The organism is Pseudomonas putida W15Oct28 (genome assembly GCF_000708715.2).
Taxonomy (GTDB): Bacteria; Pseudomonadota; Gammaproteobacteria; order Pseudomonadales; family Pseudomonadaceae; genus Aquipseudomonas; species Aquipseudomonas putida_R.
The window spans coordinates 1-18,374 of record NZ_JENB01000016.1 but is presented as its reverse complement, the minus strand read 5'-3'; the positions used below and the strand labels follow the sequence as shown (position 1 = coordinate 18,374).

At 64.1% G+C, this 18,374-nt stretch carries 15 protein-coding genes; 10 read left to right on the top strand and 5 right to left on the bottom strand.

The features are described from left to right. Positions 1 to 177: 177 nt before the first annotated feature. Positions 178 to 648 (bottom strand): MarR family transcriptional regulator, encoded by a 471-nt coding sequence (locus AK81_RS13340; RefSeq protein ID WP_043199668.1) that lies wholly within the window; start codon positions 646 to 648, stop codon positions 178 to 180. Between the two features lie 199 nt (positions 649 to 847). Here AK81_RS13340 and AK81_RS13335 point away from each other — a divergent pair, with 199 nt between their 5' ends. From AK81_RS13335 to AK81_RS13315, 5 genes are all read left to right on the top strand, one after another. Next, entirely contained in the window at positions 848 to 1,678 is an 831-nt protein-coding gene (locus AK81_RS13335; protein ID WP_043199667.1) for a p-hydroxycinnamoyl CoA hydratase/lyase, read from the top strand. A 72-nt stretch (positions 1,679 to 1,750) separates the two neighbouring features. Beyond that, on the top strand, positions 1,751 to 3,199 hold the full coding sequence (locus AK81_RS13330; protein ID WP_043199666.1) for an aldehyde dehydrogenase: 1,449 nt from the start codon (positions 1,751 to 1,753) through the stop codon (positions 3,197 to 3,199). A gap of 74 nt (positions 3,200 to 3,273) precedes the next feature. Beyond that, entirely contained in the window at positions 3,274 to 5,157 is a 1,884-nt protein-coding gene (locus AK81_RS13325; protein ID WP_043199665.1) for a feruloyl-CoA synthase, read from the top strand. Next, a complete protein-coding gene (locus AK81_RS13320) occupies positions 5,154 to 6,395 on the top strand; it encodes a thiolase family protein (protein WP_043199664.1) in 1,242 nt (413 codons plus the stop codon). The genes AK81_RS13325 and AK81_RS13320 overlap by 4 nt, the downstream gene beginning before the upstream one ends. 14 nt (positions 6,396 to 6,409) lie before the next feature. After that, the gene (locus AK81_RS13315) at positions 6,410 to 8,140 is read left to right on the top strand and encodes an acyl-CoA dehydrogenase (RefSeq protein WP_043199663.1); all 1,731 of its coding nucleotides are present in this window, start codon (positions 6,410 to 6,412) and stop codon (positions 8,138 to 8,140) included. Here the strand turns inward: AK81_RS13315 and AK81_RS13310 are convergent. Together AK81_RS13310 and AK81_RS13305 are read right to left on the bottom strand one after the other, a co-directional pair. Further along, positions 8,121 to 9,146, bottom strand: a complete 1,026-nt coding sequence (locus tag AK81_RS13310; RefSeq protein WP_043199662.1) for a formylglycine-generating enzyme family protein — start codon at positions 9,144 to 9,146, stop codon at positions 8,121 to 8,123. The two genes, AK81_RS13315 and AK81_RS13310, sit on opposite strands and share 20 nt — an antisense overlap. Continuing rightward, positions 9,143 to 10,825: an arylsulfatase gene (locus AK81_RS13305; RefSeq protein WP_043199661.1), complete on the bottom strand. Its 1,683-nt coding sequence runs from the start codon at positions 10,823 to 10,825 to the stop codon at positions 9,143 to 9,145. Before AK81_RS13305 ends, AK81_RS13310 begins: the two co-directional genes overlap by 4 nt. A gap of 249 nt (positions 10,826 to 11,074) precedes the next feature. On the opposite strand from AK81_RS13305, the gene AK81_RS13300 reads away from it, so the two are divergent. Both AK81_RS13300 and mhpT read left to right on the top strand, forming a co-directional pair. Continuing rightward, positions 11,075 to 12,466: an alginate export family protein gene (locus tag AK81_RS13300; protein WP_043199657.1), complete on the top strand. Its 1,392-nt coding sequence runs from the start codon at positions 11,075 to 11,077 to the stop codon at positions 12,464 to 12,466. 33 nt (positions 12,467 to 12,499) lie between these two features. Then, positions 12,500 to 13,732 carry a 3-(3-hydroxy-phenyl)propionate transporter MhpT gene (gene mhpT, locus AK81_RS13295; RefSeq protein WP_043199656.1) on the top strand — a complete coding sequence of 411 codons (1,233 nt, stop codon included), beginning with the start codon at positions 12,500 to 12,502 and terminating at the stop codon, positions 13,730 to 13,732. On the opposite strand, the gene AK81_RS13290 is transcribed toward mhpT, so the two are convergent. Continuing rightward, a complete protein-coding gene (locus AK81_RS13290) occupies positions 13,729 to 14,739 on the bottom strand; it encodes a 5'-nucleotidase (protein ID WP_043199653.1) in 1,011 nt (336 codons plus the stop codon). The genes mhpT and AK81_RS13290 overlap by 4 nt on opposite strands. Before the next feature lie 59 nt (positions 14,740 to 14,798). After that, the gene (locus AK81_RS13285; protein ID WP_043199651.1) at positions 14,799 to 15,044 is read right to left on the bottom strand and encodes a hypothetical protein; all 246 of its coding nucleotides are present in this window, start codon (positions 15,042 to 15,044) and stop codon (positions 14,799 to 14,801) included. A 134-nt stretch (positions 15,045 to 15,178) separates the two neighbouring features. On the opposite strand from AK81_RS13285, the gene AK81_RS29470 reads away from it, so the two are divergent. From AK81_RS29470 to AK81_RS30665, 3 genes are all read left to right on the top strand, one after another. After that, positions 15,179 to 15,373 (top strand): hypothetical protein, encoded by a 195-nt coding sequence (locus tag AK81_RS29470; protein ID WP_154100784.1) that lies wholly within the window; start codon positions 15,179 to 15,181, stop codon positions 15,371 to 15,373. Positions 15,374 to 15,402: 29 nt separating this feature from the next. Next, positions 15,403 to 16,281, top strand: a complete 879-nt coding sequence (locus AK81_RS13280) for a helix-turn-helix transcriptional regulator (protein ID WP_043199650.1) — start codon at positions 15,403 to 15,405, stop codon at positions 16,279 to 16,281. Between the two features lie 498 nt (positions 16,282 to 16,779). Beyond that, positions 16,780 to 17,166 carry a hypothetical protein gene (locus tag AK81_RS30665; RefSeq protein WP_154100789.1) on the top strand — a complete coding sequence of 129 codons (387 nt, stop codon included), beginning with the start codon at positions 16,780 to 16,782 and terminating at the stop codon, positions 17,164 to 17,166. Positions 17,167 to 18,374: the final 1,208 nt, after the last annotated feature.

Genomic DNA, 18,374 nt, shown 5'->3' with positions numbered 1-18,374 from the left:
TTTGCCTCCACCAGTCAGGGGTCGGTCTGGTGAGAACATATCTCTATGAAAAATGGTTTTAAAATACTTTTTTTGTCTAAGCTAATATTATTGATTGGAATTTATTGCGTTGTTTAAAATTTAAAAAATGCATGTTGCGTATTGTGAAGGTGGTGACTGCGGGTCGCAACGGCCGCCTCACTCCTTATAGATCTTGGTCAACAACCGCAACAACTGATCCCGCTCCTCATCATCCAGCGCCGAGGTCGCCTCGCGGTCGCTGTCCCTGGCGATCTGCTTCAGCTCCTTGAGCAGCGCTTCTCCCGCCTTGCTCAAGAAGATCCCGTAAGAGCGCTTGTCCGGCTTGCACCGCACGCGCACGGCCAGGGCGCGTTCTTCCAGCTTGTTCAGCAGCGGCACCACCTGGGGTGGCTCGATCGCCAGTGCCCGCGCCAGGTCCGCCTGCATCAGCCCAGGGTTCTGCTCGATCACTGCCAGCGCCGAGAACTGCGCCGGGCGCAGGTCGTGTGCCGAAAGCCGGCCAATAAGGTTCTGAAACAGCTTCAATTGGGCGCGGCGCAGGGCGTAACCGATCAAGTCTTCAAGCACCCCATCCGCAGCAGCAGCGGGCATGGAAGCGGTTTCGGTAGTGCGGGCAGACCTTGCCATGGGGTGCAGGCTCCTGGCTCATGGATAAGAAAGTTACCCAGTCTGCCTGCCTTGGCGTCATCCGGCTAGGGGAGTGACTGGGAAATAACCGCCACACAGGCTGTGAAGAAAAAGATAATTTTCATAATGGTTAATTGACATAACTAATTTGCTCGCTTAGCTTGGTGTTCACCACCTCGAACAACAAGAGTGCAGAACCATGAGCAAATACGAAGGCCGCTGGGCTACCGTGAAGGTCGAACTGGAGTCGGGCATTGCCTGGGTCACCCTCAACCGCCCGGAAAAGCGCAATGCAATGAGCCCCACGCTGAACCGGGAAATGGTCGACGTGCTGGAAACCCTGGAGCAGGACGGCGAAGCCGGCGTGCTGGTGCTGACCGGCGCGGGTGAATCGTGGACCGCAGGCATGGACCTGAAGGAATACTTCCGTGAGGTGGACGCCGGCCCGGAAATTCTCCAGGAAAAAATCCGCCGCGATGCCTCGCAATGGCAATGGAGGCTGTTGCGCATGTATGCCAAGCCGACTATCGCCATGGTCAACGGCTGGTGCTTTGGCGGCGGCTTCAGCCCGCTGGTGGCCTGCGACCTGGCCATCTGTGCCGACGAAGCCACCTTTGGCCTGTCGGAAATCAACTGGGGCATCCCGCCGGGCAACCTGGTCAGCAAAGCCATGGCCGATACCGTTGGCCACCGCCAGTCGCTGTACTACATCATGACTGGCAAAACCTTCGGCGGGCCTAAGGCTGCCGAGATGGGGCTGGTTAACGAAAGCGTGCCGCTGGCGCAATTGCGCGACGTCACCCGCGAACTGGCGCTTAACCTGCTGGAAAAAAACCCGGTGGTGCTGCGTGCGGCCAAGAACGGTTTCAAGCGCTGCCGCGAACTGACCTGGGAGCAGAACGAAGACTACCTGTACGCCAAACTCGACCAGTCCCGCCTGCTGGACACCGAAGGTGGGCGCGAGCAGGGCATGAAGCAGTTCCTCGATGACAAGAGCATCAAGCCGGGCCTGCAGGCCTACAAGCGCTGAGTTCAGGCGGGCTGGGCCATCACCGGCCACAGCCTGCGGATATTCCCGATAAGTACAACAAGAGGAATAAGCATGTTGCAGGTGCCTTTGCTGATAGGCGGGCGGTCGCGCCCCGCCAGCGATGGACGTACCTTCGAACGCCGCAACCCGGTCACCGGTGAAGTGGTGTCGCAAGTCGCCGCCGCCACGCTGGACGATGCCGATGCGGCGATAGCCGCTGCCAGTGCCGCGTTCCCGGCCTGGGCCGCCTTGGCGCCCGGCGAGCGTCGCAGCCGTCTGCTGGCCGGCGCGGACCTGCTGCAGGCGCGGGCAAACGAGTTTATCGCGGCGGCGGGTGAAACCGGGGCCATGGCCAACTGGTATGGCTTCAATGTGAAACTGGCCGCCAATATGCTGCGCGAAGCTGCCGCCATGACCACGCAGATTACCGGCGAAGTCATCCCCTCGGATGTGCCCGGCAGTTTCGCCATGGCCTTGCGCGCACCTTGTGGCGTGGTGCTGGGCATCGCCCCCTGGAACGCCCCGGTCATCCTTGGCACCCGCGCCATCGCCATGCCACTGGCGTGCGGCAACACGGTGGTGCTCAAGGCCTCGGAGCTGAGCCCGGCCGTGCACCGGCTGATCGGCCAGGTGCTGCACGATGCAGGCCTGGGCGACGGTGTGGTCAACGTGATCAGCAACGCCCCGGAGGACGCCCCGGCCATCGTTGAGCGGTTGATTGCCAACCCGGCCGTGCGCCGCGTCAACTTCACAGGTTCCACCCACGTCGGGCGCATTGTCGGTGAGCTGGCCGCCCGGCACCTCAAGCCAGCTTTGCTGGAGCTGGGCGGCAAAGCCCCGTTGCTGGTACTGGACGACGCTGACCTGGACGCTACCGTCGAAGCCGCAGCGTTTGGCGCCTACTTCAACCAGGGGCAAATCTGCATGTCCACGGAGCGGCTGGTGGTGGACAGCCGCATCGCCGACGCCTTCGTCGACAAGCTGGCGGTGAAGGTGGCCGGGCTGCGCGCCGGCGACCCACAGGCCAGCACGTCAGTGCTCGGCTCGCTGGTCAGCGGCGCGGCCGGTGAGCGCATCAAAGCCCTGATCGATGATGCGGTGGCCAAGGGCGCACGCCTGGTGTGCGGCGGCCAGCTGGAGGGCAGCATCCTGCAGCCGACCCTGCTCGACCACGTCGACAGCAGCATGCGCCTGTATGGCGAGGAGTCTTTCGGGCCGGTGGCGGTGGTGTTGCGCGCTGAGGGTGACGAGGCCCTGCTGAAGCTGGCCAACGACTCCGAGTTCGGCCTGTCGTCGGCCATCTTCAGCCGCGACACCAGCCGGGCGCTGGCCCTGGCCCAGCGGGTGGAGTCGGGCATCTGCCATATCAATGGCCCGACCGTGCACGACGAGGCGCAGATGCCGTTTGGCGGGGTCAAGTCGAGCGGCTACGGCAGCTTCGGCAGCCGCACGGCCATCGACCAGTTCACCCAGTTGCGCTGGGTCACCCTGCAGCATGGCCCGCGGCATTATCCCATCTGAGCAACACGCGATTGGCCGCCACCGGCAGGGCCGGGCGGCGGCAGGATGTACAACAAGAACAAGGAGCAACCTGCGTGAATACCGAAGCCCGCTTACGGTCGTCCGACCCTGGCCAATGCCCGCCCTACCGGCAGGTGTCCATCGGGCACCCTCAGGTGCAGGTCAGTGAAGCCGACGGCATCCTGCGCATGCAGCCGGTCGAGCCCCTGGCGCCGCTGCCTGCGCGTTTGCTCGACCGGCTGCTGCACTGGGCGCAGATGCGCCCCGATACAATTTTTATTGCCGCGCGTGAGCCTGACGGCGCCTGGCGCGAGGTCACCTATGCGCAAATGCTCAGCCAGGTGCGCACCATCGCAACCCACCTGCTGGGCTTCGGCCTGAGCGCCGAGCGGCCGTTGGCATTGTTTTCCGGCAATGACATCGAGCATCTGCAGATTGCGCTGGGTGCGATGTATGCCGGCATCCCGTATTGCCCGGTATCGCCGGCCTATGCGCTGCTGTCGCAGGACTTTGCCAAGCTGCGGCATGTGTGCCAGGTGTTAACCCCCGGCCTGGTGTTCACCACCGATACTCAGCCGTTTCTGCGCGCCTTCGATGCCGTGCTTGATGCCTCGGTACCCGTGGTCAGCATGCGCGGCGAAGCGCCGGGGCGTCGGCATTTGAGCTTCGACAGCCTGCTGCAACCCTGCGACACCGCTGCTGGCGATGCAGCGTTTGCCGCAACCGGGCCCGACACCATCGCCAAGTTCCTCTTCACGTCGGGCTCCACCAAACTGCCCAAGGCGGTGATCACCACTCAGCGCATGCTGTGTGCCAACCAGCAGATGCTGCTGCAAACCTTCCCGGTGTTCGCTGAAGAGCCGCCGGTGCTGGTGGACTGGCTGCCCTGGAACCACACCTTTGGCGGCAGCCACAACCTTGGCATCGTGCTGTACAACGGCGGCAGCTTTTACCTGGACGCGGGCAAACCCACCCCGCAAGGCTTCGGCGAAACCTTGCGCAACCTGCGCGAAATCTCGCCAACGGCCTACTTGACCGTGCCCAAGGGCTGGGAAGAACTGGCCAAGGCACTGGAGCAGGACGCCCAGTTGCGTGACGTGTTCTTCGCCCGCATCAAGCTGTTTTTCTTCGCCGCCGCGGGCCTGTCGCAAAGCGTGTGGGACCGCCTGGACCGGATCGCCGAGCAGCACTGTGGCGAGCGTATCCGCATGATGGCTGGCCTCGGTATGACCGAAGCGGCGCCGTCCTGCACCTTCACCACCGGGCCGTTGTCGATGGCCGGTTATGTGGGGCTGCCGGCGCCGGGTTGCGAAGTGAAGCTGGTGCCCCAGGCCGACAAGCTGGAGGCGCGCTTTCGTGGCCCGCACATCATGCCGGGGTACTGGCGTTCGCCGCAGCAAACCGCCGAGGCCTTTGACGAGGAGGGGTTCTACTGCTCGGGCGATGCACTGAAGCTCGCCGACCTGCAGCAGCCCGAGCAGGGCCTGATGTTCGATGGCCGTATCGCCGAGGACTTCAAATTGTCGTCCGGGGTATTCGTCAGTGTCGGCCCGCTACGCAACCGTGCGGTGCTGGAAGGCTCGCCCTATGTGCAGGACATCGTGGTAACCGCGCCGGACCGCGAGTGCCTGGGGGTGCTGGTGTTCCCGCGTTTGCCCGAGTGCCGGGCACTTGCTGGCCTGCCGGCCGATGCCAGCGATGCCGAGGTGCTGGGCAGTGACACGGTGCGCAACTGGTTTGCCGCCTGGCTGGCGCGCCTGAACCGTGACGCCCAGGGCAACGCCAGCCGCATCGAGTGGCTGGCGCTGCTCGAAGAGCCGCCGTCGATCGACGCGGGCGAAATCACCGACAAGGGTTCGATCAACCAGCGTGCTGTGCTGCAGCGGCGGGCCGCGCAGGTAGACGCGCTGTACCGCGGCGAAGGCCCGACCCAGCTGCTCGCACAGGGTCGGCCATGAGCAGTACCGGCCTGTGTACTACGTTCGATGACGCGGCCATTGTGGACATGGTGCGCACCCCCTGGGTAGACCTGGGTGGCGCACTGTCCGCTGTGTCGCCCATCGACCTGGGGATCAAGGCCGGGCGTGCGGTGCTGGCTCGGGCAGGTATCGCCCCGCAGGCGGTCGACAGCGTGCTCGCCGGCAGCATGGCCCAGGCCAGTTTCGATGCCTACTTCCTGCCGCGGCATGTGGGCTTGTACTGCGGTGTGCCGCAGGCCGTCCCGGCGCTGGCGGTGCAGCGTATCTGCGGCACCGGCCTTGAACTGTTGCGCCAGGCCGGCGAGCAACTGCGCAGTGGCGCGCAGCAGGTGCTGTGCGTGGGCGCCGAGTCGATGTCGCGCAACCCGGTTGCGGCCTACGAACACCGTAACGGTTTTCGGCTGGGGGCGCCGGTCGGTTTCAAGGACTTTCTCTGGGAAGCGCTGTACGACCCCGCTGCCGGCGTGGACATGATCGGTACTGCAGACAACCTGGCGCGTGAGTACGGCCTGCACCGTGAAGCTGTGGATGCCTGGGCCTTGCGCAGCCACCAGCGCGCCTTGCACGCCCAGCAGCAGGGCTGGTTCGATGAGGAAATCGTCGGTGTTACGGCTGAGACATTCGACGTTGAAGGCTGCTTGCCACGCGGGATCGAAATGCCCCGCGGCGTAAGCGAAATCAGCCGGGACAGCCACCCACGGACGACTGATGCAGCAGCGTTGGCCCGGCTGCGTGCCGTGCACAGTGAAGGTGTACAAACGGCTGGCAACAGTTGTGCAGTGGTCGATGGCGCCGCTGCCGCTGTGGTCGCGCGCTACTCAGCCTGTACCCGGCTGCCGTTGGCGCGGTTGTTGATGGCCACGGCAGTTGGCGTATCACCGCACACCATGGGCATCGGGCCTGCTCCGGCCATCGCGCTGCTGCTGGAGCGCAGCGGCCTGCGCCTGGAACAGATCGACCGTTTCGAAATCAACGAGGCCCAGGCTGCCCAGGTGCTGGCGGTGGCCCGGGCGCTGCAGCTCGATGTGGAAAAACTCAACGTCCATGGGGGTGCCATCGCCCTGGGTCACCCCTTGGCCGCCACCGGCCTGCGGCTGGTACACACCCTGGCTCGGCAACTGCGCCAGGACGGCCTGCGCTACGGGATCGCTGCCGCCTGCATCGGTGGTGGCCAAGGCATGGCGCTGCTGATCGAAAACCCTCAATTCACGGCTTGAACGCGAGGTATCCCATGCTCTGGAAGGCGCCCTTGCTGGACATGCAATTCGTGCTGCAACACTGGCTGCGGGCCGAGCAGGCCTGGCAGGCAATGCCACGCTATGAAGAGCTTGATCTCGACCTGGCCACACAAGTGCTGGAAGAGGCCGCCCGCTTCAGTGAACAGGTGTTGGCCCCGCTGAATGCAACGGGTGATCGCCAAGGCTGCCGCCTTGAAGACGGTAATGTGCGTACGCCGGAGGGTTTTGCGGCAGCCTATCGTGCCTATGTCGAGGGCGGCTGGCCAGCGCTGGCCTGCGCCCCCGAACGCGGCGGGCAAGGGCTGCCCCTGGTGCTGGACGCTGCCTTGCAGGAGATGCTGTTCGCCAGCAACCACGGCTGGGCCATGTACACCGGCATCGCCCATGGCGCCTACCTGTGCCTGAAAACCCATGCGTCTGATGAACTGCAGGCGCGCTATCTGCCGGGCATCGTCAGCGGCGAAACCCTGCCGACCATGTGCCTGACCGAGCCTCAGGCCGGCAGTGACCTCGGCTTGCTGCGTTGTCGCGCCGAACCCATGGGCGACGGCCGCTACGCCGTCACCGGCAACAAGTTGTTCATCTCTGGCGGCGACCACGACCTGACACACGACATTGTGCATCTGGTGCTGGCGCGGCTAACGGATGCGCCGGCGGGCAGCCGTGGCTTGTCGCTGCTGCTGGTGCCTAAATGGCTGGACGATGGCCAGCGCAATGCCGTGCACTGCGATGGCCTAGAGCACAAGCTGGGTATTCGCGGCAGCGCCACCTGCGCGCTGCGGTTCGAGGGGGCCAGCGGCTGGCTGGTGGGGCAGGCCCACGGTGGCCTGGCCGCCATGTTCGTGATGATGAACTCGGCCAGGCTTCATGTCGGCCTGCAGGGGCTGGCGCATGCGCAGGCGGCGTGGCAGTACGCCAGGGAGTATGCCCTGGAGCGCCGGCAGATGAATGCACCGGGGCAGCCCAAGGGCGCTGCCGACCCCATTCACCTGCACCCTGCCATGCGCCGAATCTTGCTGGAGCTGCGGGTGCGCACCGAAGGCATGCGGGCCCTGGGCTACTGGGCAGCGCACTGGCTGGATATTGCCGATGCATCAGCTGACCTTGCACAACGGGCCAAAGCCTCGAAACTGGCAGCGCTGTTGACGCCCATCATCAAGGCCGTGTTCACCGACCTCGGTTTCAACCTGGCCAGCAAGGCGCTGCAGGTGTTCGGCGGCTATGGCTATACCTGCGAGTTCGCCATCGAGCAAACGCTGCGCGACAGCCGTATTGCGATGATTTACGAAGGCACCAACGAAGTGCAGGCCAACGACCTGCTGCTACGCAAGGTGCTGGGCGATGGGGGTGAAGGCTTTGCGCTGCTGCTGGTCGAGCTGCGGGAGGAAACTGGCGCAGGCGAGGCGGGCGATGCGTTGCGCAGGGTTTGCGACACGCTGGAAGTGGTGGTTACCAAGGTGCGGGTCAGCGCAGCGGACGACCCCGAGTACCCGTACCGGGCTGCGGGCGACTTCCTGCAACTGTGCGGCACAGCCTTGCAGGCCTATGCCTGGGCCCGCACGTGCCGCTGCATTCAGGCGCTGCCGGTAGATGCGCCGCAGCGCCTGGAAAAGCAGGAAAGTGCCCGTTACTTCTTCGACTACCTGCTGCCCGATTTCGACCGGCAGGTGGCGGCCATCGAAGCGGCCGCATCACCTTTGCCGTTTATTCACGAACCGTTCTGAACCCCACGTGCGAGGTTGCCATGAACACCGGCTGCGGTTGCCGCGCCGAGGGCCGGTAGCGCATGCACCGGTCTGCCGAGCACAGGTGCGACCCGCCCTTGATCACGGCCACTTTCACCCCGGGTTCGGCGGGGTCAAAGCTTTCGTCCAGGGTGGGGCCTGGCGGGTCGAGGGCGGCGTCACGCTGCGGGTCGTGGCCAGGGCGATAGCCCGTTCGGGTCAGTTCCCACACATTCCCCCCAGTATCGAACAGGCCAAACCGGTTGGTCGGGAAGCAGCCCACCGGTGAGGTGCCAGTGAAACCGTCGGCTGCCGCGTTGTGATAGGGAAACTGGCCCTGCCAGGTATTGGCCATGATCTGCCCTTTGGGCAATTCCGTTGTGCCCCAGCTGAAGTCGGCATCCTGCAAGCCACCGCGCATGGCGTATTCCAGCTGGGCCTCGGTGGGCAGCCTGCGCCCGGCCCAGTGTGCATACGCCTCGGCATCCTCAAGCGCCACCTGCACCACCGGGTGGTTTTCCAGCCCCGCCACGCTGCTGCCGGGGCCCTGCGGGTGCCGCCAACTCGCTCCAGGCATGAACTGCCAGCCAGGGCTGAGCACCTCCGGCCCTTGCTGGAACACCATCGCGCCAGGCACCCGCAGGTGCTCGGGAAGGGTGGGGTCGTCCTTTAGGCTGATGCCCCGCTCGGCATGGGTGAGGTAACCGGTAGCGGCTACGAAGCGTGCAAACTGGGCGTTGGTGACCGGATGCACATCGATCTGCAAGCCCGACACGCTCGCCATATGTGCCGGGCCTTCTTCGTCGTAGAAGCGGTCCGAGCCAAAGCTGAACGTGCCGCCTGGCAAGCGCACCATGCCGTCCAGCCAGGCGCCCTGGCGCGCAGCGGGCAGGCCACTGTAGCCGTTGCACAGCAGCACGGGCGACGGGGCTTCTGGCCAGGCGCTGTAGCCCACGGCGAGCAGGCCGGCGGCGACCAGTGCGCAGCCGGCTACTCGGGCAATCATTGCTTGCTGGCCACGGCCGGGCTGGCCGGTTTGGCTGGGCTTGCAGGGCGGCCATCGGCGTCGGTCACGATATTGCTGCGCTGCGCATACGCCTTCCAGTCGCGCAGCATGCTGGCGACCTGCTCGGGGTGATCGGCAGCGATGTCGTGGTGCTCACCCGGGTCTTTGCGCAGTTCGTACAGGTGCCAGGCCGGCTTGCCATCGGTGGCATCCCACAGCAGTTTCATCGGGCCTTTGCGCAACGAGGCGCTGCCGTTGATTTCCCAGCCCAGGGCTTCGTCCTCGGCGTGAATCCGCGTGTCCTGGCCCTGCAGGTAGCCCAGGGCCGAGGTGCCTTGCGGCGGCACGATATCGCGTTCCCGGTACTTGATGCCGGGCATGGGGGCACCCGCCAGTTGCAGCAGGGTAGGCATGATGTCCCTGACACTGGCCAGTTCTTCGCTGCGCCCGGGCTTGATCGTTGCCGGGTAGTAGACGAAGGCGGGCACGCGGATGCCGCCCTGGTAGGTGGTCATCTTGTAGCGGCGGCTGGGCAGGGCGCTGACCTGGGCCCAGGCCGAGCCGATCATCAGGAACGAGTCACGTTTGCCGTAGTTGTCCAGGTTGTTGTCGAAATGCTGCTTGATCCAGTTCGGGTCGACGCGGGTAGCGTTTTCCGGCCCGTTGTCGGACATGAACAGGATCAGCGTGTTATCCAGCTCGCCGGCCTTGCGCAGGTGATCTACCAGCCGACCGACTTCGGCATCCAGGGCGGTGACCATGGCTGCGTATACCTCCATGGTGCGCGCTGACTGGCGTTGCTGCTCAACGGTCAGTGACGCCCAGCTCGGCACACCCTCCAGTTGCGCTTGCAGCGGGAAGCCCGCTGGCACCAGGCCGGCCTTGCGCTGGCGCTCCAGGCGTTCGTGGGCAATGGCCTCGTAGCCCTGATCGTACCGGCCGCGGTACTGCGCCAGGTATTTGTCCGGCGCCTGCAACGGCCAGTGTGGCGCGGTGTAGGCGGCGAAGGCAAAGAAGGGTTTTTGGCTGGCCTTGCCTTCGTCGATGGCGGAAATCAGGCGGTCCGTGAACCAGGTGCTGGAGTAGAAGTCGTCGGGCAGTTCGATGGGTTTGCCGTTGTGCTGGAATGTTGCGCTGTAGTTCGACTGCAAGTCCATGTTGGCTTGCTTGAAGTGCGCAGCACCCCCTTCCAGCAGCACGTAGGCCTGGTCGAAGCCGCGGTTTTGCGGCTGCTGCGCGGGCTGCATGCCCAGGTGCCATTTGCCGGAAATGTAGGTGCGGTAACCGGCATCGTGTAGCAGTTCGGCCAGGGTGGCGACGTTGGCGCCGAGCACGCCTTCATAGCCCGCACGCACTTCGGCGCCGGCCGGCAGGCGCTTGCGTGCTTCGGCCATCATGCCCAGCCCGGCAATGTGCGGGTCATTGCCCGACATCAGCATTGCCCGGGTGGGGGAGCAGCTGGGCGCGGCATGAAAGTCCAGCATCAGGCGGCCGTCGGCCAGCAGCTTGTCCAGGTGCGGGGTCTGGATTTCGCTGCCCAGCGCGGACAGGTCGGAAAAGCCGAGGTCATCGGCGACGATCAGCATAATGTTTGGTTGCTTAACTGTTTGCGCAGCCATCGCCTGGCTGGCGCCGAGCATGAGCAGGCCGAGGGCGGCAAGGGGTTTGAGGCAGTTCATGTGGGTGCTCTTGTTGTTTTAATGAGTGATTTTGCACGTACGACGGCGGATCAGACACCGCGCAGAACAAATACTAGCCACCAATGTTGCCTTGTCGCAGCCCCTGTGCGCATTAGTGTTCGATCAGCGAACGCAGAATGGCGCGTGCCACTTGCGGGCGTCGATTGGCTATTGACGGCAAGATGATTAACAAAAATAATCGTTAACAGAGTTATCCAATTTTATAAAAACAAGTAAAGGGAAATTCTGATGACGAGGCCGTTGAACCGGGCGTTGGTGCCCGTTGTGCTGCTTTCGCTGTGCCAGTACGTGCAAGCGGCCAGCCCGCTTGAAGACAGCCGGCCAGGCCGGCCCGGCGCGCCGCGCTGGGTCGAGGACTACCGTTTTCTGGATGACCCCGCCAAGGCCAGCGACCCGTTCGACGGGCTGCGCTACCATCGTTTGTCCGAGTCGGCCTGGCTGCAGCTGGGGGCCGAGGCGCGTTACCGCGCCGATGCGCTGAACCAGCCTTTCTTCGGCTTGCGTGGCCTGAAAGACGATTCCTACCTGTTGCAACGGTTGCAAGCCCATGCCGACCTGCACCTGTTCGATGATGCCCTGCGTACCTTCGTGCAGGTGGAGAACACCCGGGCGTTCGGCAAAGACCTGTACTCACCCAATGACGAAGGCCGGAATGAAATCCGCCAGGCATTCATCGACTTCAACCACGACTTTGCCGCAGGGCGCTACACCACCCGGGTCGGGCGCCAGGAGATGGCTTTTGGCGACCAGGTGTTCGTCACTTACCGAGATGTGCCCAACCTGCGCCTGAGCTTCGACGGCGTGCGTGCCAGCCTCAATCTCAAGGACGGGCGCAAGCTCGACGCCTTCGCTGTCAGGCCTTTGAAAACAGGTGAAGACAGCTGGGATGACGGCAGCAACAATGCGGTGAAGTTCTACGGCCTGTACGGCACCTTGCCGCTGACGGCCGTGTGGAACATGGACCTGTTTGCCTTCGGCCTGGAAACCGACGACCGCAGCCTGGCTGGCGAGACGGGGGACGAGCAGCGCTACACCTACGGCACACGCCTGTTCGGCCGCTATCAGTCCCTTGACTGGAGCTGGAACCTGGCCGGGCAGGGTGGCCACCTGGGCGGCGCCTCGATCCGTGCCTGGGCGGTGTCGAGCGACAGCGGCTACACCTTCGACCACCCCTGGCAGCCTCGGCTGGGCATGCGTGCCGACGCCGCCAGCGGTGACAGCGACCCGGGCGACGGCAAGGTCGGCACCTTCGACCCGCTGTACCCGCGTAACGGTGTTTACGGTGAGGCCAGCCTGACCACCTTGAGTAACGTGATCGTGGTCGGGCCCACGTTCGGCTTTTCCCCTTGGCGCACGGTGCGCTTCGAGCAAGGCGTGCTCGAAGTGTGGAAGCAGCGCGAAGAGGATGGTGTGTACATGCCCGGCATGAGCCTGCTGGCCAACACCCGTGGCACCGGCCGCCATGTGGGCACCATCTACCGCGCGAACACCCGATGGCTGGCGACACCCAACCTCACGCTGGATCTCGACATGAAGTACTACGACGTCGGTGCTGCCATCAAGGAAGCCGGCGGCGAAGACTCCTCGTTCGTTTCCTTGCGTGCCACGTTCAGGCTTTGACTTCCCGACCCATAACAACAAAAGGGGCCACACATGAGTCATTCATCCTCATCTTCAAGCAAGCCGGTGCTTACCATCGGCCTGTGTTTTCTGGTGGCGCTGCTGGAAGGGCTGGACCTTCAGGCCACCGGGGTTGCTGCGCCGCACATGGCCAAGGAGTTCGCGCTAACCCCGGCCATGCTTGGCTGGGTGTTCAGTGCCGGGCTACTGGGGCTGCTGCCGGGGGCGTTCATCGGCGGCTGGCTGGCCGACCGGCTTGGCCGCAAGGCCATATTGATCGTTGCGGTACTGCTGTTCGGCGGCTTCTCGCTGGGTACCGCCCATGCTGAGACGTACACCTCGCTGCTGATTGCGCGCCTGATGACCGGCTTGGGGTTGGGGGCCGCCTTGCCGATCCTGATTGCCCTGGCCAGCGAAGCCGCGCCAGAGCGCCTGCGCAGCACGGCGGTGAGCCTGACCTACTGCGGCGTGCCTCTGGGCGGGGCGATTGCGTCGGTCATCGGCATGGCCGGGCTGGGCGAAGGCTGGCGGACGGTGTTCTATGTGGGCGGTATTGCCCCCATCGCGATTGCCTTCGTGCTGATGGTATGGCTGAAGGAGTCCCAGGCGTTTCGTGCCCAGCCTGCTGCCAGCGCAGCCGGCAACGGCATGCTGGCCCAGCTGTTCGGGCCGGGCCAGGCAAGCCGCACCTTGTTGCTGTGGGTGGCGTGCTTCTTCACGCTTACTGTGCTCTACATGCTGCTCAACTGGTTGCCGTCTCTGCTGATCGGGCAAGGCTACAGCCGGCCACAGGCGGGCGCGGTGCAGATTCTGTTCAACCTGGGGGGCGCTGCAGGTTCGTTCCTCACCGGTCGCATGATGGACCGGGGCTTCGCCGGACGGGCCGTGCTCATCGCTTATGCCGGCATGCTTGTCTCGCTGGCGGGCCTGGGGTTGTCGAGCACGTTTGGCCTGATGTTGCTGGCCGGGTTTACCGCAGGCTATTGCGCCATCGGCGGGCAATTGGTGCTGTACGCGCTGGCGCCGACGTTGTATTCGACCCAGGTGCGCGCGACCGGCGTGGGCGCTTCGGTGGCGGTAGGGCGCCTGGGGTCGATGGCCGGGCCGTTGGCCGCAGGGCAGATCCTGGCGGCGGGGGCAGGTGTAGGCGGCCTGCTGCTGGCGGCGTCACCTGGCCTGGTGGTGGCGGCATTGGCGGCGCGTGCGTTGCTGGGGCAGCGTAGCCGCCCGACCGCCAATGCCCCGGTCGAGGAAGTTGCGCGCTAAACAGGCTGGATGGCACCGGTAACGCCGGTGTCGTCCTGTTCCTGCACGGGCGTGTCGAGCGGGGAGCGCGTCGTTGAACGCCCCCTGTTCGCCACCCCGAACGGCACATGCACCATCGGCAAATCCCCCGCCGGCGACTGCAGGTGGCTGCGCTGGTCGTCGAAGAACACATGCGGCTTCAGGATCGACAGCACCCTGGGCTTCTCCATTCCGCCAAGAAAGAAGCACTCGTCCGGCGACACCCCCCAGTCCTTCAACGTCGTCACCACCCGCTCATGTGAAGGCGCATTGCGCGCCGTGACAATGGCAATCCGCAAGATCCGCTTGTAGTCCGGGTTCTCGGCCAGCTTGCGGTCCTCCAGCATGCGTATCAGCGAAAGCTTGCGGTACAGGTCCGCCAGCGGCCCTGGCGAATGCGGAATGCCCTTGTGCACGCGCTCGTGCTCCTGAAAGTCATCCAGGTTGTCGTTGCGCTTGTACACGCTCTCTGCCTCGTCGTCGGCAATCACGCCATCGAAGTCGAAAGCCACCCGCAATTCGGTGTCGATCTCGTCGTCGTAGATGCGCGTCGGCAGTACCCGCCCGGCCGGGTAGTTGGCATCGATGGCTTTCTGCACGTCTTCCTCATTGGCGCTGAGGAACAGCGAGGCATTGAATGCCGGGATGTACTCGTAGGGCGAGCGGCCCGACATGAAGGCCGCGCGGGTGATGTCCAGCTGGTAGTGGTTGATCGAACGAAACACCCGCAGGCCGGTTTCCGGCGAGTTGCGCGAGAGCAGCACCACTTCAACCGGCAGTTGCTCGGGGAAGGCCTGGTTGATGCTCAGGAAGCGGCGAATGAACGGGAACGCCACGCCTTTGGGGAATGGCTCGTCCAAATTCTGCTGCTGGTGATGGCGGTACGCCTCGACGCCCTCGGTCTTGTAGATGTCGTCCGAGACGGTGAGGTCGAACAGCGCACTCGAGGCAACGCCAATGACCAGTTTCTGTTCGATGGGGTAGGGCATTGAGCAACTCCTGAGCCTGTGCTGAGGGCAAGTGTACGCCTGCGCGGTGACGAAAGCCCTCAGGCCTCCGGTACCAGTCCGAGCAGCACCTGAACCTGGCGCTGCAACTGGCTCACATGCTCGCGCTCGGCACGCAGTGCAGAGTGCAACTCGCGGTTTTCCTGTTTATGGATGCGAGCGGAGCGCTCCAGCTCACGGTCGCCGTGCAGCAGGTCCCACATCTCGCCTTGGCGAGCGTGCTGCAGGCACACCAGTAGCAGGGTGATGCCGCAGATGCCCAGCAGAGAGATTTCGATGGCTTCCATGTGACGCTTCCTTGGGTGGTGGCAGTTTGCCGGCAAGCGAAACGATATGTCTACTTTGGCTACATGTCGATAATGGAGACTTGTACAGGTAAAGCAATGGTGCATATCCGAACGGCTTCTTTGGGGAGGCCATGATGAGTGCGCAAGGCCATTTGATATCATGCGCTGCCCGCGACGCCGTGCTGGCCAAGCCTTTGGCGGCAACAGCGCTGCATGAGGCAGGCGATGGGCGTGTTCGTCAGCATGTGCCTGTTTACTTTACATATCTGGCTGGCTTGATAGGCAAGCAGGTGGATATGTATGATCAGGCGACACGTCATTTATCATGATGCTCGTTGCCAACCTTTCAGGAGCCCACATGAAACGCACGCAACGCATGGAGCAAACCCGCTGGGACCTGGCCCTGCGCTACCGGTTGATCGAGACGGTGGTCTGGTGGGAAGGTCGGCTGACCACCAATCACCTGATCCAGAGTTTCGGCATCAGCCGCCAGCAGGCGTCGAAGGACATCAACACCTATATCAATGACTACGCCTCGAAAAACCTGGTCTACGACAAGCAGATCAAAGGCTATGTCCCGACCCGACAGTTCAAGCCGCTGTTCATCGACGACAGCGCCAGCGCCTACCTCGACCTGCTCAACCAGAACAACGAACGCGCCCCGCATATCGAAGGCCTGGCCTTGGCCTATGCCCACACCGAAGTGCTGAAGGTGCCCGACCGCTCGGTTAAACCGGAGGTCTTGCGACCGCTGCTCAAGGCCTGCCGTGAGAAGCGCCGCCTGGACATCGACTACGTGTCGTTCAACAGCCCCGAGCTGGACGGACGCACCATCGCCCCGCATACGCTGGTGTACACCGGCATGCGCTGGCATGTGCGGGCCTATTGCGAAAAGAACCGCATGTACCGCGACTTTGTACTCAGCCGCTTGCGCGGTGTGCCGGATGTACATGATGAGCAGACCGAGAACGGTATCGACCAGGACGTGGAATGGAACACACCGGTCGATGTGATCTTCAAGCCGGATGAACGCCTGACACCCGCGCAGCGGGCCATCATCGAGGTGGACTACGGCATGACCGACGGGCAATTGGTGGTGGGGAGCTCGCAGGCATTGGTCAAGTATGTGGTGAAGCGCTTCGGGGTGAACCCCAACATGCACGACGCAAGGCCCGAAGCGCAGCAGCTGGTGCTGGCGAACCGGGCCGAACTGAAGCCTTGGCTGAGCCTTGATTGAGGCGCATGCAACGGCACATTACGGGGTCGCTGGGCAGGTACCCTTCCTGTGCGCGGCCACGCATTGCAGACCGCCTCGTTACCTGATCAACCACTCAATTCTCTCGTTCATCAGTGGATCCAATGATGCCAATTTGATAGCTTTCCGCCCCTTACCGCTGTATCCGGATAAGAATTGATGAACCAGCTATACGAACACGGCACTCTGACCCCGCTCGCGAACCCGATTGTGGACAGGGTGATCGAGACCACCCTTGGCAGTTTGGACGCGGCTTCCGATAACAAGGTACTGCGTGGCCTCAACGATGCGCTGGCGGGTGAAATCGAACGCTTGCACGCAGACGCCGCGAACCCGGATGGCGACCCGCACGGCCCACTGAGGGTGTTGCGCGAACTCAGGCAACAGCTCGACCAACTGCTGGCGCTGGCCGATGGTCATGCCTTGTGCAGGCAAGAGGTGGAGCGCCTGGCAAGTGTGCAAGGCCAGCATGCAATCGAAATGGCCGCGTTGCAGGCCAGTGCCGAGGTGCAGAACCGCAAGCTGGTGGCAAGTACCCTGGCCCGCGTGCAGAAGGAAGGGGCGATCCGCAAGAGCCTTGAGCAGTACCAGGAGCAGCTTGCCGCCAGCAACCTGGCACGGGAAGCGTTGTCTACCACGGTGACGACGGCATTGAAGAGGCTTGCGCTGGCAACCAGCACCCAGGCTCAGCGCGTCGACAGCGTCGAGACGCGTTTGGCCAGCCAGGCTGAGCGCCAGCGTGAATGCGAGCTGCAATTACAGCAATTGACCGGGACCGACTGGGCGGCGTATCTGGGGCGCAATGCCGTGCCGCTGGCGGCGCTGGCGGTGGCTGTGTTTGCGCTGGGGCTGAACCTGTTCGGTTGAACGTAACTTAAAGGCAAACCTGAAGCCTGCGCGGTCTCTGTGGGAGCGGGCACGCCCGCGAAGAACCCAGCGCGGTGGATGGCACCGGCTTCGCCGGTGTTCGCGGCTAAAGCCGCTCCCACAGGTACTGCATAAGCCTGAAGCCTGCGCGGTCTCTGTGGGAGCGGGCACGCCCGCGAAGAACCCAGCGCGGTGGATGGCACCGGCTTCGCCGGTGTTCGCGGCTAAAGCCGCTCCCACAGGTACTGCATAAGCCTGAAGCCTGCGCGGTCCCTGTGGGAACGGGCACGCCCGCGAAGAACCCAGCGCGGTGGATGGCACCGGCCTCGCCGGTGTTCGCGGCTAAAGCCGCTCCCACAGGTATTGCATAAGCCTGAAGCCTGCGCGGTCTCTGTGGGAGCGGGCACGCCCGCGAAGAACCCAGCGCGGTGGATGGCACCGGCTTCGCCGGTGTTCGCGGCTAAAGCCGCTCCCACAGGTACTGCATAAGCCTGAAGCCTGCGCGGTCTCTGTGGGAGCGGGCACGCCCGCGAAGAACCCAGCGCGGTGAATGGCACCGGCCAGCCTGCGCGGTCTCTGTGGGAGCGGGCACGCCCGCGAAGAACCCAGCGCGGTGAATGGCACCGGCCTCGCCGGTGTTCGCGGCTAAAGCCGCTCCCAGAGGTATTGCATAAGCCTGAAGCCTGCGCGGTCTCTGTGGGAGCGGGCACGCCCGCGAAGAACCCAGCGCGGTGAATGGCACCGGCTTCGCCGGTGTTCGCGGCTAAAGCCGCTCCCACAGGTACTGCATAAGCCTGAAGCCTGCGCGGTCTCTGTGGGAGCGGGCACGCCCGCGAAGAACCCAGCGCGGTGGATGGCACCGGCTTCGCCGGTGTTCGCGGCTAAAGCCGCTCCCACAGGTACTGCATAAGCCTGAAGCCTGCGCGGTCTCTGTGGGAGCGGGCACGCCCGCGAAGAACCCAGCGCGGTGAATGGCACCGGCTTCGCCGATGTTCGCGGCTAAAGCCGCTCCCACAGGTACTGCATAAGCCTGAAGCCTGCGCGGTCCCTGTGGGAGCAACTGTCTTCTTGTGGAAGCTGGCCTCGCCGGCGATGGGGGGCGTAGCGCCCTAGGCCCGGCTGTGCCGGGCAACGCCAGCAAGGCTTGCTCCTACGAGTGAGCTATTTGCTCCTTCCAGGGCGTTCCGGTCTTGAGCATCGCATTTAGC

Bases quoted from the DNA above. Each gene is read 5' to 3' on its own strand.
- AK81_RS13340 (WP_043199668.1), bottom strand. From the start codon at position 648: ATGGCAAGGTCTGCCCGCACTACCGAAACCGCTTCCATGCCCGCTGCT.
- AK81_RS13335 (WP_043199667.1), top strand. From the start codon at position 848: ATGAGCAAATACGAAGGCCGCTGGGCTACCGTGAAGGTCGAACTGGAG.
- AK81_RS13330 (WP_043199666.1), top strand. From the start codon at position 1,751: ATGTTGCAGGTGCCTTTGCTGATAGGCGGGCGGTCGCGCCCCGCCAGC.
- AK81_RS13320 (WP_043199664.1), top strand. From the start codon at position 5,154: ATGAGCAGTACCGGCCTGTGTACTACGTTCGATGACGCGGCCATTGTG.
- AK81_RS13315 (WP_043199663.1), top strand. From the start codon at position 6,410: ATGCTCTGGAAGGCGCCCTTGCTGGACATGCAATTCGTGCTGCAACAC.
- AK81_RS13310 (WP_043199662.1), bottom strand. From the start codon at position 9,146: ATGATTGCCCGAGTAGCCGGCTGCGCACTGGTCGCCGCCGGCCTGCTC.
- AK81_RS13305 (WP_043199661.1), bottom strand. From the start codon at position 10,825: ATGAACTGCCTCAAACCCCTTGCCGCCCTCGGCCTGCTCATGCTCGGC.
- AK81_RS13300 (WP_043199657.1), top strand. From the start codon at position 11,075: ATGACGAGGCCGTTGAACCGGGCGTTGGTGCCCGTTGTGCTGCTTTCG.
- mhpT (WP_043199656.1), top strand. From the start codon at position 12,500: ATGAGTCATTCATCCTCATCTTCAAGCAAGCCGGTGCTTACCATCGGC.
- AK81_RS13290 (WP_043199653.1), bottom strand. From the start codon at position 14,739: ATGCCCTACCCCATCGAACAGAAACTGGTCATTGGCGTTGCCTCGAGT.
- AK81_RS13285 (WP_043199651.1), bottom strand. From the start codon at position 15,044: ATGGAAGCCATCGAAATCTCTCTGCTGGGCATCTGCGGCATCACCCTG.
- AK81_RS29470 (WP_154100784.1), top strand. From the start codon at position 15,179: ATGAGTGCGCAAGGCCATTTGATATCATGCGCTGCCCGCGACGCCGTG.
- AK81_RS13280 (WP_043199650.1), top strand. From the start codon at position 15,403: ATGAAACGCACGCAACGCATGGAGCAAACCCGCTGGGACCTGGCCCTG.
- AK81_RS30665 (WP_154100789.1), top strand. From the start codon at position 16,780: ATGGCCGCGTTGCAGGCCAGTGCCGAGGTGCAGAACCGCAAGCTGGTG.